Annotated in this window: 13 protein-coding genes and 1 riboswitch; of the genes, 6 read left to right on the top strand and 7 right to left on the bottom strand. The window is 73.0% G+C overall.

Annotation, left to right across the window (positions count from 1 at the left end; genetic code table 11):
- Positions 1–33: 33 nt before the first annotated feature.
- The gene (locus tag OO62_RS12075; RefSeq protein WP_033267338.1) at positions 34–3,087 is read right to left on the bottom strand and encodes a bifunctional acetate--CoA ligase family protein/GNAT family N-acetyltransferase; all 3,054 of its coding nucleotides are present in this window, start codon (positions 3,085–3,087) and stop codon (positions 34–36) included.
- 137 nt (positions 3,088–3,224) lie between these two features.
- Between OO62_RS12075 and OO62_RS12080 the strand changes: the two genes are divergently transcribed.
- On the top strand, positions 3,225–3,506 hold the full coding sequence (locus OO62_RS12080; RefSeq protein ID WP_033267424.1) for an HPr family phosphocarrier protein: 282 nt from the start codon (positions 3,225–3,227) through the stop codon (positions 3,504–3,506).
- Between the two features lie 312 nt (positions 3,507–3,818).
- On the opposite strand, the gene OO62_RS12085 is transcribed toward OO62_RS12080, so the two are convergent.
- From OO62_RS12085 to OO62_RS12100, 4 genes are all read right to left on the bottom strand, one after another.
- On the bottom strand, positions 3,819–4,508 hold the full coding sequence (locus OO62_RS12085; protein ID WP_033267339.1) for a GntR family transcriptional regulator: 690 nt from the start codon (positions 4,506–4,508) through the stop codon (positions 3,819–3,821).
- Positions 4,509–4,685: 177 nt separating this feature from the next.
- The gene (locus OO62_RS12090) at positions 4,686–5,474 is read right to left on the bottom strand and encodes a M23 family metallopeptidase (RefSeq protein ID WP_033267340.1); all 789 of its coding nucleotides are present in this window, start codon (positions 5,472–5,474) and stop codon (positions 4,686–4,688) included.
- Positions 5,475–5,486: 12 nt separating this feature from the next.
- A riboswitch (cyclic di-AMP (ydaO/yuaA leader) is annotated at positions 5,487–5,642 on the bottom strand.
- Between the two features lie 208 nt (positions 5,643–5,850).
- Positions 5,851–7,233 carry a M16 family metallopeptidase gene (locus OO62_RS12095; protein ID WP_051733048.1) on the bottom strand — a complete coding sequence of 461 codons (1,383 nt, stop codon included), beginning with the start codon at positions 7,231–7,233 and terminating at the stop codon, positions 5,851–5,853.
- A 38-nt stretch (positions 7,234–7,271) separates the two neighbouring features.
- A complete protein-coding gene (locus OO62_RS12100; protein ID WP_033267342.1) occupies positions 7,272–8,603 on the bottom strand; it encodes a M16 family metallopeptidase in 1,332 nt (443 codons plus the stop codon).
- 303 nt (positions 8,604–8,906) lie between these two features.
- Between OO62_RS12100 and OO62_RS12105 the strand changes: the two genes are divergently transcribed.
- Positions 8,907–11,354, top strand: a complete 2,448-nt coding sequence (locus tag OO62_RS12105; protein ID WP_033267343.1) for a DNA gyrase/topoisomerase IV subunit A — start codon at positions 8,907–8,909, stop codon at positions 11,352–11,354.
- A 64-nt stretch (positions 11,355–11,418) separates the two neighbouring features.
- Here the strand turns inward: OO62_RS12105 and OO62_RS12110 are convergent, their stop codons facing one another.
- Both OO62_RS12110 and OO62_RS12115 read right to left on the bottom strand, forming a co-directional pair.
- Positions 11,419–12,549 carry a CobW family GTP-binding protein gene (locus tag OO62_RS12110; protein WP_033267344.1) on the bottom strand — a complete coding sequence of 377 codons (1,131 nt, stop codon included), beginning with the start codon at positions 12,547–12,549 and terminating at the stop codon, positions 11,419–11,421.
- Between the two features lie 98 nt (positions 12,550–12,647).
- The gene (locus OO62_RS12115) at positions 12,648–13,817 is read right to left on the bottom strand and encodes a citrate synthase/methylcitrate synthase (RefSeq protein ID WP_033267345.1); all 1,170 of its coding nucleotides are present in this window, start codon (positions 13,815–13,817) and stop codon (positions 12,648–12,650) included.
- A 109-nt stretch (positions 13,818–13,926) separates the two neighbouring features.
- Between OO62_RS12115 and OO62_RS12120 the strand changes: the two genes are divergently transcribed.
- The 4 genes from OO62_RS12120 to OO62_RS12135 all read left to right on the top strand — a co-directional run bounded on the left by OO62_RS12120 (position 13,927) and on the right by OO62_RS12135 (position 19,610).
- Complete coding sequence (locus OO62_RS12120; protein WP_033267346.1) at positions 13,927–15,294, top strand: citrate synthase; 1,368 nt, start codon at positions 13,927–13,929, stop codon at positions 15,292–15,294.
- Positions 15,295–15,676: 382 nt separating this feature from the next.
- Positions 15,677–16,768: a ferredoxin family protein gene (locus tag OO62_RS12125; protein ID WP_033267347.1), complete on the top strand. Its 1,092-nt coding sequence runs from the start codon at positions 15,677–15,679 to the stop codon at positions 16,766–16,768.
- Between the two features lie 293 nt (positions 16,769–17,061).
- Positions 17,062–18,939: a sensor histidine kinase gene (locus OO62_RS12130; RefSeq protein WP_078617129.1), complete on the top strand. Its 1,878-nt coding sequence runs from the start codon at positions 17,062–17,064 to the stop codon at positions 18,937–18,939.
- Positions 18,936–19,610, top strand: coding sequence for a response regulator (locus tag OO62_RS12135; protein WP_033267348.1), 675 nt, complete (start codon positions 18,936–18,938; stop codon positions 19,608–19,610). Before OO62_RS12130 ends, OO62_RS12135 begins: the two co-directional genes overlap by 4 nt.
- Positions 19,611–19,627: the final 17 nt, after the last annotated feature.

Raw genomic sequence — 19,627 nt, forward strand, 5'->3', positions numbered from 1 at the left:
GGGGTACGGGCCCAGTGGGCATGAGGCAGGCTCCTAGTAGGCGGGCAGGCGGCGGGGGCCCAGGTCGGTGGTGGCGGGGGGCCTCGCCAGCCGGACGCCGGCCCCCAGGACGGAGAGGCCGTGCGGGGAGACCACGACCGGTTCGAGGTCGACACCCACCACCTCGGGGTGATCGTCGACGAGCCGGGAGACCCGCAGCAGGAGCTCCGCCAGCGCACCGGTGTCGACGGGCTGGGAGCCGCGCCAGCCGAACAGCAGCGGGGCGGCCCGGATGGAACGGATCTGTTCGGCGACCTCGCGGTCGGTGGCGGGGATGAGGCGGTGGGCGACATCGCCGAGCAGCTGGGAGGGGGCGCCGGCCAGGCCGAAGGAGAGGACCGCGCCGGCGGCCGGGTCGATGGCGGCCCGGACGACCGTGTCGACGCCGCGCGGCACCATCGACTGGACGACCGGGCGCAGCTCCTCGGGCGAGCCGAGGAAGTCGGTCAATTCGGCGTAGGTACGGCGGAGTTCGGCCTCGCCGGCGATGTCCAGGCGGACCCCGCCGAGGTCGGCGCGGTGCCGCAGGTGGGGGGCGGTGGTCTTGAGCGCCACCGGGTAGCCGAGGCGGGCGGCGGCGCGTACGGCGGTGTCCGGGTCCGGGGCCGGCAGGACCGGGTGGGTGCGGATGCCGTAGCGGGCGAGCAGGGCCTCGGCGTCCTCGGCCGGCACCGGGAAGGAGCGACCGTCGGAGGTCTCGGCGGACAGGCGGCCGAGGAGCCGCTCGATGTCGGCGCCGGCCGCCGCCTCCTGGATGTCGTCGTACTCCGGCACCCGGCCGGGCTCGGCGGCCTCGCGGCGCCAGGCGGCGTACCGGACCGCCTCGGCGAGCGCGCGCACCGCACGCTCGGCGGCGGGGTAGGCGGGGATCCGCAGCGGCGCGGGGCGCCGCCGGAGCGGGCCGGCGGCGGCCTCGGCGTCGGCCGGCGGGGGCGCGGGGGCGCCGCCGGGCGCCGGGGGCGGGCCCGGAGGGACCGAGGGGCGGGCGGCGGCCGTCCGGTGCGGGGGCGGCGGTGGTGCGGCGCCGAACAGAGGCGCCTCGGGCGGGGCGGGCCGGGGCGCCGGGGCTTCGGCACGGGTGGGCTGCCGGTCCGGGGCCGCCGGGTCGGCCGCCATCGCCGGGTCGGCGGAGGAGGCCGGGTCGGCGGAGGAGGCCGGTGGCGCCGGTGCCGCGAGCGTCTCGGCGAGGTCCTCCATGGCCAGGTGGACGACCGCGACCGGCTTGTGCGGATGCTCGGCGGCCGCGGAACGCAGGGCGGCGGCGAGCGCGGCGCCCTCGCTCCCGCCCGGGAAGAAGCCGTCGTGCTCCCCCACCCAGGGGATGGCCGTGACGATCACGGCGTCGCAGCCCTCACCGGCCAGTGTCTCGGAGAGCGCGGCACGGAAGTCGTCCGGCGTCGCCGCCGAGGCCAGCACGCGCGGGCGCACCGGGCGCAGCCGCTCGGTCAGACAGGCGTCGTAGGCGAGCAGGGCCAGCGACTCGGAGTTGCCGAGGATGCCGATGCGCGGGCCGGCCGGCAGCGGCTGGGAGGCCAGCAGCAGCCCGGCGTCGACGAGTTCGGTGACCGTGTCGACGCGGATCACCCCGGCCTGCCGCATCAGGGCGGCGACCGTGCTGTCGGGGACGCGGACCGTGGGCACGGCGTGGCCGAGCGGGGCGGTGCCGGTGTGCCGGGCCCCCTTGGCGACCACGACGGGCTTGACGGCGGCGGTGCGCCGGGCCAGCCGGGCGAACTTGCGGGGGTTGCCGATGGACTCCAGGTAGAGGATCACGACTTCGGTGTCCGGGTCGTCGTACCAGTACTGGAGCAGGTCGTTGCCGGAGACGTCGGCGCGGTTGCCGGCCGAGACGAAGCTGGAGATGCCGGCGATGCCGCCGTGCCCGGGGCCGCGGGCGTGCAGGCCGCTGAGCAGGGCGATCCCGATGGCGCCGGACTGGGTGAACAGGCCGATGTGGCCGGCGCCCGGCATCCGGGGTGCGAGGGAGGCGTTGAGCCGGACGTCGCCGGCGGTGTTGATCAGGCCGAAGGCGTTGGGCCCGATGAGCCGCATGCCGTACGAGCGGGCCTGGCGGAGCAGGGCGCGCTGCCGCTCCCTGCCCTCGGGGCCCGCCTCGGCGTATCCGGAGGACAGGATGAGCACGCCCTGGACGCCGTGTTCCCCGCAGTCGCGGACCGCGGCGGGGACGCCGTCCGCGGGGACCGCGATGACCGCGAGGTCGACCGGGTCGGGGATCTCCCGCAGGGCGCGGACGGCCGGCACCCCTTCGGGGTCGAGTCGGTGCAGGTCGTCGGGGAAGGCGTGGTTGACGGCGTGCACCCGGCCCGTGTAGCCGGCGTCGAGGATGTTGCGCAGGACCGTGCGGCCGATGCCGCCGGGGGTGCGCCCGGTGCCGATGACGGCGACCGAGCCGGGGGCGAGCAGGCGCTGCACCGAGCGGGCCTCGGCGCGCTGCTCGCGGCCGCGCATCACGGCCATGGACTGCTCGGTGGGCTCCAGGTCGAACTCCAGCCGGACCACGCCGTCTTCGAAGGTGCGCTGCTGGGTGTAGCCGGCGTCCGTGAACACCTTGATCATCTTGGAGTTGGCGGGCAGCACCTCGGCGGCGAACCGCCGGATGCCGCGCTCCCGGGCGACGGCCGCGATGTGCTCCAGGAGGGCGGAGGCGACCCCGCGGCCCTGATGGGCGTCCTGGACGAGGAAGGCGACCTCGGCCTGGTCGTCCTCGGGGTCCTTGGCGGGCAGCCCCTGGTCGTTGATCCGGTCGTAGCGGACCGTGGCGATGAATTCGCCGCCCACCGTGGCGGCGAGGCCGACCCGGTCGACGTAGTCGTGGTGGGTGAAGCGGTGCACGTCGCGGTCGGACAGGCGCGGGTAGGGCGCGAAGAAGCGGTAGTACTTCGACTCGTCCGAGACCTGTTCGTAGAAGGACACCAGGCGCTCGGCGTCGTCGGGGGTGATGGGGCGGATCCGCGCCGTGCCGCCGTCACGCAGCACCACGTCGGCTTCCCAGTGGGTCGGGTACGCGTGGTCCGGCGACTTCTGCATGCGGACAGAGTACGGCCGGGCACCGTCAATCGGCCCTGCGCGCGTACCCTCGGGATCAGCACGACGGACTGCTGGACCACCGCCGGCAGCGTGCAAGAATGGTCTAGACAACAGTCACGACTTTGAAGGGCAACACCATGGCTGAGCGCCGCGTCAATGTCGGTTGGGCCGAGGGCCTGCACGCCCGCCCCGCGTCGATCTTCGTCCGTGCGGCCACCGCCTCCGGTGTTCCGATGACGATCGCCAAGGCCGATGGCAATCCCGTCAACGCGGCCTCCATGCTCGCGGTCCTGGGCCTGGGCGCCCAGGGCGGCGAGGAGATCGTGCTGGCCTCCGACGCCGAGGGCGCCGAGGTCGCGCTCGACCGCCTGGCGAAGCTCGTCGCCGAGGGTCTCGAGGAGCTCCCGGAGACCGTCTGAGGACGAGTCCGCGAGGACCCCGCAGCATGCGGCGGCCCCGCCGTGGTGACCGGATTCCGGTCGTCGCGGCGGGGCCGTTTCGCGCAGTCCGCACAAGCGACGCGGCGCGGGACACCTGCGTGGGAAAAAGCGCCGGAATTCGCCGGCCGGATTCCGCGCGCGACGCAGACGCACGGCGCGGGAAATGCACGCGCCGGACAGCCGCGGAAGGACAGCGGAAATGCGGGCAGCAGAAATGCCGCCCCGATAAATGCGCCGGATTTCCCACGGACGGTCCCGGGATTCCGCAGCTCTTTGTATACGGGCCGCTTGTTAAGAGCGGGCGCGTGCCGTGTTGACGGGCCGTTTCGGATCCCTCACCGCGGCACCGGCGGGGCGCCGCAGGCGGTACACCGGCAGGGAGCGCTCGATGTGCGCCGCCATCAGGGACCGGGCCCGTTCCGCATCACCCCGGGCCACCGCGTCCAGCACCGCGCCGTGCTCGTCCCACGACTCGCCGGCCCGGGCCGGCGGCTCCACCGCGTACATCCACTCGATCTTGCGTCGCAGCTGGGTCAGCAGTGCGGTCAGGCTGGGGCTGCCGGCCGCCCGGGCGAGCGTCTCGTGGAACCACCCGTCCAGTTGTCGCAGGTCGGCAGGGCTGCCGTGGCGGGCCCGCTCCCGGCCGAGCCGCACCAGTCCGCGCAGCACCTTCAGATGCTCCGGGCTGCGGCGGGCGGCCGCCCGGGCCGCGCCCAGCGGCTCCAACAGGGCCCGGACGTCCAGGAGGTCCGCGGCCTCCTGCTCGGTGGGCTCGGCGACGCAGGCGCCCGCGTGGTGCCGGGTGGTGACGAAACCCTCCGACTGCAGGGTGCGCAGCGCTTCGCGGACCGGCACCCGGGAGACGCCGTAACGCGCCGCGAGGATCTCCTCGATCAGCCGGCTCCCCGGCGCCAGCGCACCGGAGACGATGTCCTCGCGAATCGCCGTGCACACCGCATGCGCGGAAATATGGCCTCGCATCGTCCGTACCTCCGCCGTAATCCCCGGAAAACACCGCCGGTCGGCAGCATTTCCGTGACTCTATTCGACCGGGGCGGCATTTCCGACGGACTTCGGTTATTCATGCATCTCTTTTGGCCAGCGGCGGACGGATCCGCCGGCCGGGTGATGCGGTGTGCCGGACGGGACGGCGGTGTCTCAGACGTTGACGCCGTGCGCGCGCAGATACGCGACCGGGTCGATGTCCGAGCCGTAGTCAGGAGTGGTGCGGGCCTCGAAGTGCAGATGCGGGCCGGTGGCGTTGCCGGTGGCGCCGGAGAGGCCGATCTGCTGGCCCGGGGTGACGGTCTGGCCGACCGAGACGCCGATCGACGACAGGTGGCCGTACTGGGTATACGTGCCGTCGTGCATCTTGATCACGATGTTGTTGCCGTACGAGCCGCCCCAGCCGGCCTCGACGACGGTGCCCGCGCCGACGGCGTGGACGGAGGTGCCGGAGGCCGCGTGGAAGTCGATGCCGGTGTGGCTGCCGGAGGACCACAGGCCGCTGGACGCCTGGTAACCGGTGGAGACGTAGGAGCCGGTGATCGGCGCGACGAAGGCGTTGAGGCGCTTGCGCTCGGCGTCGCGGGCGGCACGCACCTTGGCCTCGTGCTCGGCCTTGGCCTTCTTCCTGACGGCCTCGGCGTGCCGCCTGGCCTCCTCGGCGCGCTTCTTGGCGGCGGCCTCGACCTGCTCCTTCGCCGCGGCGGCCTGCTGCGCGTCGGCCTGGGACTCCAGGCGGTCGGCGAGCTCGTCACCGAGGACGACGGCCTGCTGCAGGCCGGTGTCGTGGGTGCGCGCCTCGTCGGTGAGGGCCAGCGCCGGCGACGCCACGGAGGCGACAGCGCCGGAGGCCGCGAGCGTGGCTATGCCGGCGATGTTGCGGGTCGTACGAGCGGAACGGCTCGTACGGCGGTGCTTCCCGGTGGCACGGGTGAACGCCATCTGCTGGCTCGTCCTTTCCTTCCCTCTCGCCTACCGGGTTAGCTGACGGGTTCGGAGCAGGAAGGTCTCCTACGGGCTCCTCCAGGAGGAGTCCGATTCACCCCAGGGGACGTGTGGGTCCCCGGCTCCCCTGGCTCGCGCCGTACGGGGACTCGGCGATGACTGTCCGGTGCCACTGTTGTGGCGGAGTTGTGACGAACAGCCGGACCGACGCTAAACGGGGCAACTTTCAATGGGCAAACAGAACCGCTTTTTTGTGCGGGATGCCACAAGAACCTCCGCGGTCAGCCGCCATAAACCGGACAAACGACGGCTCCCGTGGCGCAATTGCGCCACGGGAGCCGCAGGGGTAATTGACCGCCCGTCAGGCAGTGGGTCAGCCGCTGACGACCGTCACCTCGCCGACGCCGAGCGCCTTCACGGGCTCGGCGATCTGCGCGGCGTCACCCACCAGGACCGTCACCAGCCGGTCCACGGGGAAGGCGCTGACCACCGCCGCGGTCGCCTCGACCGTGCCGGTCTCCGCGAGCCGGGCGTACAACTGCGCCTGGAAGTCGTCCGGGAGCTGCTGCTCCACCTGGTCGGCGAGCGTGCCCGCGACCGCCGCCGCGGTCTCGTACTTCAGCGGCGCCACCCCGACGAGGTTCTGCACGGCGACGTCCCGCTCCTCGTCCGTCAGCCCCTCCGCCGCGAGGGTGCGCAGCACCTTCCACAGGTCCTCCAGCGCGGGGACGGTGGAGGCGGTGTCGACCGACCCGCTGATGGCGAGCAGCGCGGCGCCGGTGGCTCCCTCGGGGGACCCGGGGGCGGTGGAGCGCAGGACCTGGCCGAAGGCGCGCACCCCGTAGGTGTAGCCCTTCTCCTCCCGCAGGACGCGGTCCAGACGGGAGGTGAGGGTGCCGCCCAGGCAGTACGTGCCGAGGACCTGCGCCGGCCAGACGCGGTCGTGCCGGTCGGCGCCGATGCGGCCGAGGAGCAGCTGGGTCTGGACCGCGCCGGGGCGGTCCACGACGATCACCCGGCCGGTGTCGTCGGCGGTAATAGGCGCGGCCTTCCACGGCTCGGCCGTGGAGCCGCTCCAGGCACCGAGGGTGTCGGCCAGCGCCGCGTCCAGATCGACGCCGGTGAAGTCGCCGACGATCACCGCGGTGGCCGTGGCCGGCCGCACGTGGGTGTCGTAGAAGGCGCGGACGGCCGCGGCGTCGATGCGCGCGACGGTGTCCTCGGTGCCCTGGCGGGGCCGCGACATGCGGGAGGCGGCCGGGAAGAGCTCCTTGGACAGCGCCATGGCGGCACGGCGGGCCGGGTTGGCGAGCTCGTGCGGAATCTCGTCGAGTCGGTTGCGCACCAGCCGCTCGACCTCGCCCTCCGGGAAGGCGGGGGCGCGCAGCGCGTCGGCGAGCAGGCCGAGCGCGCGGTGCAGCCGGGACGCCGGCACCTCCAGGGAGACCCGTACGCCGGGGTGGTCGGCATGCGCGTCCAGCGTGGCGCCGCAGCGCTCCAGCTCGGCGGCGAACGCCTCCGCGTCGTGCTTGTCGGTGCCCTCCGACAGGGCGCGCGCCATGATCGTGGCGACGCCGTCCAGGCCCTCGGGCTCGGCGTCCAGGGGAGCGACGAGGTTGATCTCGACGGCGACGACCTGCTGGCCGGGGCGGTGGCTGGTCAGCAGCGTGAGCCCGTTGGGCAGTTGGCTGCGCTCGGGCGCCGGGAAGGCCCACGGCTTGGGCGCGCCGCCCCGGGGCTGCGGGTGGAACTCCATGGTGCTCATGGGGGACTCTGCGCGGCTGGTGGCGTCGCTCACTGGTCCGCCTCCCCTTCCTCGGTGTCGGCGGCGTCGGTCGGCTCGTAGACCAGCACCGCGCGGTTGTCGGGGCGCAGCCGGGCCTTGGCGACCGCCTGCACCTCCTCCGGTGTGATGTCCAGGACGCGCTGCACGGCGCTCAGCGCGAGCTGCGGGTCGCCGAACAGGACGGCGTAGCGGCACAGTTCGTCGGCGCGTCCGCTGACGGTGGCCAGCCGGTCCAGCCACTCGCGCTCCAGCTGGGCCTGGGCCCGCTCCATCTCCTCCGGGGTCGGCCCCTCGGCGGCGAACCGCGCCAGCTCCTCGTCGACCGCGCGCTCGATGCCGGGGACCTCCACCCCGCCGGACGTCTTGACGTCCAGCCAGCCCAGCGAGGGCGCGCCGGCCAGCCGGAGCAGGCCGAAGCCGGCGGTCACGGCGCTGCGGTCGCGGCGCACCAGGCGGTTGTACAGGCGGGAGGACTCGCCACCGCCCAGAACGGTCAGCGCGAGGTCGGCGGCGTCCGCCTCACGGGTGCCGTCGTGCGGCAGGCGGTAGGCCGCCATCAGGGCGCGGGAGGGCACGTCCTCCTCGACGACCTCGCGCAGCTCGGCGCCCATGGTCTCCGGCAGCGCGCCGTCCCGCGGCGGCTGCTTGCCGTCGTGCCCGGCGATCGAGCCGAAGTACTTCTCGATCCAGGCCAGCGTCTGCTCGGGGTCGATGTCGCCGACCACCGACAGAACGGCGTTGTTCGGCGCGTAGTACGTGCGGAAGAAGGCCCGCGCGTCCTCCAGGGAGGCGGCGTCCAGGTCGGCCATCGACCCGATGGGCGTGTGGTGGTACGGGTGGCCCTCCGGGTACGCCATGGCCGTCAGCTTCTCGAAGGCCGTGCCGTAGGGGACGTTGTCGTAGCGCTGGCGGCGCTCGTTCTTGACGACGTCGCGCTGGTTCTCCAGGGACTCCTCGTCGAGCGCGGTCAGCAGCGAGCCCATCCGGTCCGCCTCCAGCCAGAGCGCGAGCTCCAGCTCGTGGGCGGGCATGGTCTCGAAGTAGTTGGTGCGCTCGAAGCTCGTGGTGCCGTTGAGCGACCCGCCGGCGCCCTGGACCAGCTCGAAATGGCCGTTGCCCGACACCTGCGCGGAGCCCTGGAACATCAGGTGCTCGAAGAGGTGAGCCAGGCCCGTACGGCCCTTGACCTCGTGGCGGGAGCCGACGTCGTACCACAGGCAGACCGCTGCGACCGGGGTCAGGTGGTCTTCGGAGAGCACCACGCGCAGGCCGTTGGCCAGCCGGTGCTCGGTCGCTGTCAGGCCGCCGGAGCCGGCTTGTTCTGTGGCCGTGTGACCCATGGGCATGTACGTCCCTTCGATCCGCTTGCGAGGAAGTTCTGTCACTGTATGCAACCGCGTCGGCATCTGGCGAAGTTCCCGTACGAGGGGACCCGAACGTGCCCCGTGCCCGGCCGCCGTGAGAGGCGAAAGGGGAGTCGCGGTGGGCGCTGTCAGTGGGGCGGTCCACAATGGTCCGCGACAGACTCAGAGATACTCGACGGTTGATACGCCAGCTGATCGACCCGGCTGATCGACCGACGTCACCCTGACGTCGCATTCCCGACATCGGCAGTAGACGCAGCAGAAGGAGCCGCAGCCGCGATGGCCCGCCGCAGCACGAAGACCCCGCCGCCGGACGACTTCGAGGAGAGGATCCTCGACATCGACGTCGTCGACGAGATGCAGGGTTCCTTCCTCGAGTACGCGTATTCGGTCATCTACTCGCGCGCCCTGCCGGACGCCCGTGACGGCCTCAAGCCCGTGCACCGCCGCATCCTCTACCAGATGAACGAGATGGGCCTGCGCCCCGACCGCGGCTACGTCAAGTGCGCCCGGGTCGTCGGCGAGGTGATGGGTAAGCTCCACCCGCACGGCGACGCGTCCATCTACGACGCGCTGGTGCGCATGGCGCAGCCGTTCTCGATGCGGGTGCCGCTGGTGGACGGCCACGGAAACTTCGGCTCCCTGGGCAACGACGACCCGCCGGCCGCCATGCGGTACACGGAGTGCCGGATGGCGTCGGCGACGTCCCTGATGACCGAGTCCATCGACGAGGACACCGTCGATTTCTCCCCGAACTACGACGGCCAGGAGAAGGAGCCGGTCGCGCTCCCCGCCGCGTACCCGAACCTCCTGGTCAACGGCGCGTCCGGGATCGCCGTCGGCATGGCGACGAACATGCCGCCGCACAACCTCGGCGAGGTCATCGCCGCGGCCCGCCACCTGATCAAGCACCCCGACGCCGACCTCGACACGCTGATGCGCTTCGTGCCGGGCCCCGACCTGCCGACCGGCGGCCGGATCGTGGGCCTGGGCGGCGTCCGGGACGCGTACGAGAAGGGCCGCGGCACGTTCAAGATCCGCGCGACGGTCGCGGTGGAGAACGTCACCGCCCGCCGCAAGGGCCTGGTCATCACGGAACTCCCCTTCACGGTCGGCCCCGAGAAGGTCATCTCCAAGATCAAGGACCTGGTCGGCTCGAAGAAGCTCCAGGGCATCGCGGACGTCAAGGACCTCACCGACCGCGAGCACGGCCTGCGGCTGGTGATCGAGATCAAGAACGGCTTCAACCCCGAGGCCGTCCTGGAGCAGCTCTACAAGCTGACGCCGATGGAGGAGTCCTTCGGCATCAACAACGTCGCGCTGGTGGACGGCCAGCCGCTGACGCTGGGCCTCAAGGAGCTGCTGGAGGTCTACGTCGACCACCGCTTCGAGGTGGTGCGGCGGCGCAGCGAGTTCCGGCGCACCAAGCGGCGCGACCGGCTCCACCTGGTGGAGGGCCTGCTGACGGCCCTGGTGGACATCGACGAGGTGATCCGCCTGATCCGCTCCAGCGAGAACAGCGCACAGGCCAAGGACCGGCTGATCGAGCGCTTCTCGCTGAGCGACATCCAGACGCAGTACATCCTCGACACCCCGCTGCGCCGGCTGACCAAGTTCGACCGGATCGAGCTGGAGTCGGAGCGTGACCGGCTGCAGGACGAGATCGAGAAGCTGACCCGGATCCTGGAGTCGGACGCCGAGCTGCGCAAGCTGGTCTCCGGCGAGCTGGCCGCGGTCGCGAAGAAGTACGGCACGGACCGCCGCACGGTCCTGCTGGAGTCGGCGGGCACGACGGTCGGCGCGGTGCCGCTGGAGGTCGCCGACGACCCGTGCCGGGTGCTGCTGTCCTCGACGGGCCTGCTGGCCCGTACGGTCACCGGCGAGGTGCCCTTCGACCCCGACGCCAAGCGCGTCAAGCACGACGTGATCGTCTCGGCGGTGCCGGCGACGACCCGCGGCGAGGTGGGCGCGGTGACGTCGCTGGGCCGGCTGCTGCGGCTCTCGGTGGTCGATCTCCCGCAGCTCCCGGAGACCGCCGCGGCGCCCAGCCTCTCCGGTGGCGCGCCGGTCTCGGAGTTCCTGTCCCTCCAGGAGGGCGAGGAGCTGATCTGCCTCGCGACGCTGGACGAGTCCTCACCGGGCCTGGCACTGGGAACGGAGCAGGGCGTCGTCAAGCGGGTGGTGCCCGACTACCCCGCCAACAAGGAGGAGTTGGAGGTCATCACCCTCAAGGAGGGCGATCGCATCGTCGGTGCCGCCGAGCTGCGCACCGGTGAGGAGGACCTGGTCTTCCTCACCAACGAGGCGCAGCTGCTGCGCTTCCCGGCGTCGCAGGTGCGGCCGCAGGGCCGGCCGGCGGGCGGTATGGCGGGCATCAAGCTGGGCGAGGGCGCGAAGGTGATCTCCTTCTCGGCGGTCGACCCGGCCGGCGAGGCCGTGGTGTTCACCGTCGCCGGTTCGCACGGCACGCTCGACGACTCGGTGGCGACGGCCAAGCTCACCCCGTTCGACCAGTACCCGCGCAAGGGCCGGGCGACCGGCGGCGTGCGCTGCCACCGGTTCCTGAAGGGCGAGGACTGTCTGACCCTGGCCTGGGCCGGGGCGGCGCCGGTACGGGCCGCGGACGCCAAGGGCGCGCCGGTGCCGCTGCCCGAGCCCGACCCGCGGCGGGACGGTTCGGGAGTGCCGCTGACGAAGCCGGTGGCCGTCCTGGCCGGGCCGGTGTAGGCGCGGCGCGACCCCACAGCGGTGACTGACGCCGCCGGTCCGGCCGGGAGCCGGACCGGCGGCGTCAGTGCTCGTCCTCGCGTGCGGCCACGTACCGCAGGACGCCCCACATGCTGTTCACGTCCGCCTCCGACGGGACGGTGTCCCGGCAGTTCTCCAGTTCCTTGCGCAGCGCCGGCGCGTCGACGCCGCTGCCGATCATGACGAGCTGGGTGCCGCGCTCCTCGCCCTTGGGCCAGGGCGCCGGGTAGAAGCGCAGGAAGTCGCCGACGGCGTGCAGGGTGAACTTCTGGCGGTTCTCCGGGACGTCGAAGTGGACGAAGCCCTTGATCCGGTAGAGACCCGCGGGGCGGCTGTCGAGGAAGTCCATCAGCCGGCGCGGGTGCATCGGCTCGGACGAGGTGAACTCGACGCTCTGGTAGGCGGCGTGGAGATGACCCGCGTGGTCCGGGTGGTGCGCGTGGTCCGGATGGCCGCAGGGACCGTCGCCGCCCTCGCACCGCTCCTCGGCGGGCAGCGCCGGGGCCCCGTTCGCCGCGGCCTCGCGCAGCAGGTCCTCGAAGGACAGCTGCCGTACGGCCGCGTCGCGGTCCTCCCCCGCCCCGCGGTCGAAGAACAGCTCGGGATCCACCCGCCCGTATGCCGTGCAGATCACCGGCCGGCCGGGAGCCAGCTCCGCCAGGGTGTCCCGCAACGTCTGGAGCGCCGCACCGTCGAGCCGGTCGGTCTTGTTGAGCACCACGATGTCCGCGATGCCCACGTGGCGGTCCAGTTCGGGGTGGCGCGCCCGGGTCGCGTCGAACTCGGCGGCGTCCACGACCTCGATCAGCCCGCCGTAGACGATCCGGTCGTTGTCGCTGGCGAGGATCATCCGGATGAGTTCCTGGGGCTCGGCGAGCCCGCTGGCCTCGATGACGATCACATCGATCCGGGCGGCGGGGCGGGCCAGCCGCTCCAGATAGGTGTCCAGTTCGCTGGTGTCGACCGCGCAGCACAGACAGCCGTTGCCGAGCGAGACCATCGAGTCCACCTGCCCGGCGACGGTCATCGCGTCGATCTCGATGCTGCCGAAGTCATTGACGACGGCGCCGATACGGGTGCCGTCACCGGCGCCGAGCAGGTGGTTGAGGAGGGTGGTCTTGCCCGACCCGAGGAAGCCGGCGAGCACGACGACCGGGATCTGTTGCAGGGCCAAGGGGACGCCTCCATGGTGCGGGTGGCGGGCCGCGCGGGCCGGCGGCGGACGAGCTGTCGATCGTAACGGACCGCCGGGCGCGCGAGCCGGGCGCTCCGCTAGCGGGGCGCCACGACGGGCAGCGGCTGCGGCGGGGGCGGTCCGACGTACCGCGCCGCCGGGCGAATGATCTTCGAATCCTCGGCCTGCTCCAGGACGTTGGCGCTCCAGCCGACGACCCGGGCCGCGCAGAAGGTGGGCGTGAACATCTCCCTCGGCAGTCCGCACAGCTCCATGACGACGCCCGCGTAGAGCTCCACGTTCGTGTGCAGCTCACGGCCCGGCTTGAGTTCGGCCAGCAGCTCCTCGACCCGGGTCTCCACCTGGACGGCGAACTCCACCAGCGGTCCCCCGAACTCCTCGGCGATACCGCGCAGCATCCGGGAGCGGGGGTCCTCGGTGCGGTAGACGGAGTGGCCGAAGCCCATGATCCGGTCGCCGCCCAGCACGCGGTCGCGGATCCAGCCGTCGATGCGGTCGGGGGTGCCGATGGCGTCGAGCATGTCCAGCGCGCGGCTGGGCGCGCCGCCGTGCAGCGGTCCGGAGAGCGCGCCGACGGCACCCACGAGGCAGGCCGCAAGGTCGGCACCGGTGGAGGTGATGACGCGGGCGGTGAAGGTCGAGGCGTTGAAACCGTGGTCGATGGTGGAGATCAGATACGCCTCTATCGCGCGCACCTGCGCAGGCTCCGGTTCCTCGCCGGTGAGCATGTAGAGGTAGTTGGCGGCATGGCCGAGATCCGCGCGGGGCTCCACCGGCTGCAGGCCGCGGCCGAGGCGGTGCAGCGCGGTGAGCAGGGTCGGCACGGCCGCGCAGACGGCCAGCGCGTCGGCCCGCCGCCGGTCCGCGTCGATGTCGTACAGCGGGCGGAAGCCGACCGACGCACCGAACAGCGAGAGGGCGGTACGCAGTCCGGCCAGTGGGCCGGCGAGCGCACCGGCGCCGGCGAGCGCGGGCAGGGCGTCGCGTACGGCGTCGGGCAACGGGCGCAGCGCGGCGGTCCCGGCGCGGAAGGCCGCCAGCTGTGCCGCGTCGGGCAGCTCACCGTGGAACATCAGGTACCAGACGTCCTCGAAGCTGCGGCTGGTGGCCAGCTCGACGGCGGAGTACTGGCGGTAGTGGTAGAAGCCCTCGCGGCCCCTGACATCGCCCAGCCGGGTCTCGGTGACGATGACGCCGGCAAGTCCGCGGGGCGCCTCGATGGGTGCGTTCGCCTCTGCGATCGGCATGGCGGGTCTCCTTGTTGCTCCCTGAATATTGATTCGACTATCTATGCTTGACTCAATACTCGTCAATATTGATTGAATCAATATGGATGCGACTGGATACGGTGACCTCATGACGGATCACGACGTGGCGCAGGACCCTGACGAGCGGCGGCTCAGCACCCGGGAAGCGGCCGACCGGCTCGGCGTGAAGCCCGAGACGGTGTACGCGTACGTCAGCCGCGGCCAGCTGACCAGCCGGCGGGAGCCCGGCGGGCGGGGCAGCACCTTCGACGCGAAGGAGGTCGACGCGCTGGCCCGGCGCGGCGGCCGGCGCGAACCGTCAGGCGCCGGCAGCGAGTTGGCCGTCCGCACCGGCATCACGCTGATCGACCGCGACCACTGCTACTTCCGCGGCGTCGACACCTCGGAGCTCGCCGCCCACCACAGCTACGAGGAGGTCGCCGAGTGGCTGTGGACCGGTGAGATGCGCCGCGGCATCCGCTTCACCGCACCGCACGACGCGCTCACCGCTGCCCGCCGCGCCGTGGACGCGCTGCCGGCCCACACCGGCCCCATGGACCGGCTGCAGGTCGCGGTGATCGCCGCGGCCGCCGCGGACCCGCTGCGCTTCGACCTCTCCGAACGCGCCGTCCTCGACACCGCCCGCACCCTCATCCCCACCCTCGTCGCGGCCCTGCCACGGCGCGCCGCCGGGCGACCGCCGACGCAGGCCGGGGCCGAGGAGGCCGCGGCCGGGCGGGCTGATGACGAGCTGGGCGCTGGTGGGCGGAGGGCCGCCGAGCTGGGGGCCGCGGAGAAACCCGCTCCCGAACTGGGCGCCGAGGACGGCCCGCTCGCACCTCGCCTGTGGTCACGACTGACCTCCGAACCGGCCGACCCACCCTCCCTCCGCGTCCTGGACGCCGCACTCGTCCTGCTCATCGACCACGACCTCGCCGCGTCGACCCTCGCGGTCCGGGTGGCCGCCTCCGCCCGCGCCCACCCGTACGCGATCGTCTCGGCCGGCTTCGGGGCCCTCGACGGCGCGCTGCACGGCGCGGCCAGCGGGCTCGCCCACCGCATGCTGCTGGAGGTACTGGACCGCGGCAGCGCGGCGGCGGTAGTCGCCGACCATCTGCGCGCCGGCCGCCGGGTGCCCGGCCTGGGCCATCCCCTCTACCCGGGCGAGGACCCGCGGGCCCGCGCCCTCTTCGCGCTACTGGAAGACGTACCGCGGGCCCGCCCGGCCCTCCAGGCCGCACGCGACGTCATCACCACCACGGCCCGCCACAAGGAATGGCGCGCCAACGTCGACCTCGCCCTGGCCGTCCTGACGGTCGCGACAGGCATGCCTGCCGAGGCGGGCGAAACCATCTTCGCCGTCGCCCGCACCGCCGGCTGGATCGCCCACGCCCTGGAGGAGTACGACGAACCTCCACTCCGCATGCGCCCCAGCGGCCAGTACTCCGGCCCCCGACCGCCGCAACCTCTGCCGTAAGGGTCGGGCCAGGCGGAAGGGACGAGGGCGGCGCCGCGGCCGCCGGGCCCGGCGTTGGGCTGGGGCGGGCCGGGGTTGGAGTGCGTTGGAGTGAGGTGAGGCGGAGTGGAGTGGGGTGGGGTGGCCGGGTTGAGGTGGGGTGGCCCCAGCGTCGGGCTGGGGCGGGTCCGGGGTGGGCCCGGCCGGCTAGTGGGCGGACGTGCAGCGAGACCTGACCTCCTGGGGGCCCTCCTCCTCCCACCTCCCCCACCTCCCTCCCCTCCGCCACCCGTTCGACCTGGCCGTTCGACGCGGCCGCATCCGCGCGACGCCCCGTTCCCGCCTTCCCCCTCACCCCCTCCCCGGCATCGGCCTTCCCCCGAAGGAAGTTAGGCTCGCCTGCGTGAGTCTCTGCGCCACCGCTTCCCGTGAGGCGGCCGAACCGCTCGCCGGAACCGCGGCCACCGCCCGTACCTGGCTACTCGTCGAGCAGACCGGGCCCTGGGGAGCCAAGGCACTGACGGCCAGCCACCTCGACCCCGCCCTCGGGCGCGCCCTGGAGACCGCCGCGAAGGGCACGGGCGTCCGCGTCGCCCTCATCCGCAGGCCAGGACGTCACGCCGACCGCCACGACGCCACCCGGCACCGACTGTTCCTCGCCCACACCGCCCCGGGACGCTCCTGGATCCGTACGACCACCGTCGCCGATCCGCAGACGGCCCTCGGGCTGGACTTCGCCGCCCTCGGAGCGGGCGAGCACGGCGACCTCTGGGCGCCCTATACCGGCGAGCCGCTGGTTCTCGTATGCACCAACGGCAAGCGGGACCGTTGCTGTGCCCTCCTCGGCCGTCCACTGGCCGCCGACCTCGCCGCCGCCGGAACCGAGGTCTGGGAAGTCACCCACATCGGCGGCCACCGCTTCGCCCCCACACTCTTCGTCCTCCCCTACGGCTACGCCTACGGGCGCACCTCGCTCTCCCTGGCCGCGGACGCGGTGGCGGCGGCGCGCAACGGCCGTATCGCTCTCGACCACTGCCGCGGCCGCTCGACATGGGACCGACCGGCCCAGGCCGCCGACCTCGCGGTCCGTGAATTCCTCGGGGAGGACCGCGCCGACGTCCTCGACGTCGTACACACCGACCGACTTCTGCCCCAGGCCCCCACCCGGTCCCAGGGCCCGTCGCCCCAGGCCCCCACCCGGCCCCAGACCCCTGCCCCGTCCCCCGGCTCCACGTCGCCCCAGACCCCCAAGCCACCCCACGACACGACGTCCCGCGACACTGCGCGCCACGACACCGCAGTCACTGGCGAAGAGGCCCCCGCCTGGACGGTCACCGTCGCGCACTCCGACGGCCGCGCCTGGCGCGTGACCGTCGAACAGCGGGCGGACGGCGTACCGGCTCCCGCCAGTTGCGGCGCCCCGCTCGACCCGCCGGCCCGCATGGCGGTCACCGCCGTCACCGCCACCGAGGATTCGACCGCCCTGTCCGGCTGACCGAACACCACCCCTACCGGCTTCCGCTCCACTGCCACCACCCCCGTTGTCTCCGGCTGCGCCTCGACCACAGCCCGCTCGACGACCACCCGGTCGACCGGGTGACTGAACGACTTCCGCTCACACAGCGAGACTAGGTACGTACGATCCGCAACCGAAAGGGCTGTGGATAACTCCTCCATGGCCCTCGCCACGACACCCGTGCCCGCTACGCGTCGTCACCCGGACACCCTCCGAATTCGGGGCCGCGGGGATTACCCGCCCGGCCGGCCCCGCGCTTACTGTTCGTTCGTATGGGCGAGAAGGAAGCTTCGGTTCCGCGCCCGAGAACCCCCAGGTCCTCGGGTCCCGCGCCGTTTCCCGCCACCGCGCCGGCCCCCGGCAGCACGTCCCCCGGACTGCGCCTGACGCGCCCCCGGCTGGGCTGGCCGCGCCGCGTGTTCTCCCAGGTCCTGCTGGTGCAGCTGGCCATCGCGACCGGGGTCACCGCCCTGGCCACCGGACTGTTCCTCGCCCCGCTCAGCGCGCAGCTCGACGACCAGGCGATGCGCAGGGCACTCGCCATCGCCCAGACCACCGCTGCCGAGTCGCGCCTCGACGACGCCCTGGAGACCTCCCGCCCGTCCCGCCACGGCCCCGTCCAGAACGAGGCGGAGCGGATCCGTGCCGCCACCGGGGCCGAATACGTGGTGATCATGGACAAGCGCGGGGTGCGCTGGTCCCACACCGACCCGGACGAAATCGGCCACCACGTCTCCACCGACCCGAGCGCCGCGCTCTCCGGCAAACAGGTCATGCAGATCGACGAGGGCACCCTCGGCCGGTCGGCGCGCGGCAAGGTGCCGCTGCGCGACGAGAACGGCAAGGTCGTCGGCGCCGTCTCGGTCGGCATCGCCTACGAGAGCGTGCAGCAACGGCTGCTGTCCACCGTTCCGCAGCTGCTCGCCTACGCCGGCGGGGCGCTCGCCGTGGGCGCGCTGGCCGCCTTCCTCGTCTCCCGCCGCCTCCAGCGCCGAACCCATGACCTGGCCTTCTCCGACATCTCCGCGCTGCTCACCGAGCGCGAGGCGATGCTGCACGGCATCCGTGAGGGCTTCCTCGCGCTCGACGGGCGCGGCCGGATCCGCCTCATGAACGACGAGGCCCAGCGCCTCCTCGACCTGCGCCCCGAGGACACCGGTCGTCCCCTGGAGGCCGCCCTGCCTCCGGGCCGTACGACCGATGTGCTGGCCGGCCGTGTTTCGGGCGCGGACCTGCTGGCGGTCAGCGGACAGCGGGTCCTGGTCGCGAATCGCATGCCGACCGACGACGGGGGCGCCGTGGTCACCTTGCGCGATCGCACCGAACTGGAGCGGCTGGGCCGCGAACTGGACGGCACGCGTGGCCTGATCGACGCCCTGCGCGCCCAGGACCACGAGCACGCCAACCGGCTGCACACGCTGCTGGGCCTGCTGGAACTGGGCCTGCACGAGGAGGCCGTGGAGTTCGTGACCCACGCCGTGGGTGCGCATCGGGCGACCGCTGAGCAGGTCACCGAGCGGATCCACGATCCGCTGCTGGCCGCCCTGTTGGTGGGGAAGGCCACCGTCGCCACCGAACGGGGCGTCTCCCTGCGCATCGCGCCCGCCACTCGGCTGCCCGACCGTCTGATCGACCCGCACAGCCTGGTCACCGTGCTCGGCAATCTCGTCGACAACGCCCTGGACGCCACCTCCGGTGAGCGCGACGCCCAGGTGGAGGTGGAGGTCCGCGCCGAGGGCCGGACCGCCGTCGTGCGCGTCAGCGACAACGGCCCGGGCGTCCCCGAGGCGCGTCGCGCGGAGATCTTCACCGAGGGCTGGACGACCAAGCAGCCGCCCGCCCACGGGCAGCGCGGAATCGGTCTGGCGCTCGTACGGCGGCTCGCCGAGCGCTACGGCGGCGGCGCCGAGGTCGGCGAACGCCCCGGCGGCGGCGCGGTTTTCACGGTGACGGTCCCCGACGCGCTGGCCGAGGAGCTCCCCGGGCCGGAGGACGCGTCCCCGCAGGACGAGGGTGCGGTTCCCCACGCCACCGGGCGGGCCGCGGCCAGCCGGGGCGCAGGCCGCGCCGCGGACGCCACAGATGCCCCGGAGTCAACGGCGTCCACGGAGGTCGCGGAGCCCACGGAGTCCAGAGAGGCCGGGCGATGATCGACGTACTGGTGGTGGACGACGACGCACAGGTCGCGCGGATCAACGCGGCGTACGTCGCCAAGGTCAGGGATTTCCGGGTCAATTGTGTGGCGCACAGCGCGGGTGAGGCCCTCGCCGCCCTGGAGACCCACCCCGTCGACCTGATCCTCCTGGATCACTACCTGCCCGACGGAACGGGGCTCCAGCTGGTCGCCGATCTGCGGCGGCGCGGACTGCTCACCGACGTGATCATGGTCACGGCGGCCCGCGACGTCGCGACCGTCCAGGCGGCGATGCGCCACGGCGCGCTGCAGTATCTGGTCAAGCCGTTCACCTTCGCGGGCCTGCGCTCCAAGTTGGAGAGCTATGCGGCGCTGCACCGTACGTTCGCCGACGGCGGGCAGGCGGAGCAGTCCGAAGTGGACCGGATCTTCGGTGCGTTGGGCGCGGCCAACGCCGGTCCGGCCGAGCTGCCCAAGGGGCACTCCACCGCCACCGCCGACCGTGTGCGCTCGGTGCTGCGCTCCGCGGATGCCCCGCTCTCGGCCCAGGATGTTGCCCTCCAGGCGGGGCTGAGCCGGCAGACCGCCCAGCGCTACCTCAAGCTCCTGGAGCGGGCGGGACGGGTGCGTCTGAGCCTCAAGTACGGCGAGACCGGCCGGCCCGAGCACCGTTACGACTGGGTCTGAGGCCCGTTCGGCGGACC

The sequence above is a fragment of the Streptomyces lydicus genome, from assembly GCF_000717345.1.
GTDB classification, from domain to species: Bacteria; Actinomycetota; Actinomycetes; order Streptomycetales; family Streptomycetaceae; genus Streptomyces; species Streptomyces lydicus.

Bases quoted from the DNA above. Each gene is read 5' to 3' on its own strand.
- OO62_RS12075 (WP_033267338.1), bottom strand. From the start codon at position 3,087: ATGCAGAAGTCGCCGGACCACGCGTACCCGACCCACTGGGAAGCCGAC.
- OO62_RS12080 (WP_033267424.1), top strand. From the start codon at position 3,225: ATGGCTGAGCGCCGCGTCAATGTCGGTTGGGCCGAGGGCCTGCACGCC.
- OO62_RS12085 (WP_033267339.1), bottom strand. From the start codon at position 4,508: ATGCGAGGCCATATTTCCGCGCATGCGGTGTGCACGGCGATTCGCGAG.
- OO62_RS12090 (WP_033267340.1), bottom strand. From the start codon at position 5,474: ATGGCGTTCACCCGTGCCACCGGGAAGCACCGCCGTACGAGCCGTTCC.
- OO62_RS12095 (WP_051733048.1), bottom strand. From the start codon at position 7,233: ATGGAGTTCCACCCGCAGCCCCGGGGCGGCGCGCCCAAGCCGTGGGCC.
- OO62_RS12100 (WP_033267342.1), bottom strand. From the start codon at position 8,603: ATGGGTCACACGGCCACAGAACAAGCCGGCTCCGGCGGCCTGACAGCG.
- OO62_RS12105 (WP_033267343.1), top strand. From the start codon at position 8,907: ATGGCCCGCCGCAGCACGAAGACCCCGCCGCCGGACGACTTCGAGGAG.
- OO62_RS12115 (WP_033267345.1), bottom strand. From the start codon at position 13,817: ATGCCGATCGCAGAGGCGAACGCACCCATCGAGGCGCCCCGCGGACTT.
- OO62_RS12120 (WP_033267346.1), top strand. From the start codon at position 13,927: ATGACGGATCACGACGTGGCGCAGGACCCTGACGAGCGGCGGCTCAGC.
- OO62_RS12130 (WP_078617129.1), top strand. From the start codon at position 17,062: ATGGGCGAGAAGGAAGCTTCGGTTCCGCGCCCGAGAACCCCCAGGTCC.
- OO62_RS12135 (WP_033267348.1), top strand. From the start codon at position 18,936: ATGATCGACGTACTGGTGGTGGACGACGACGCACAGGTCGCGCGGATC.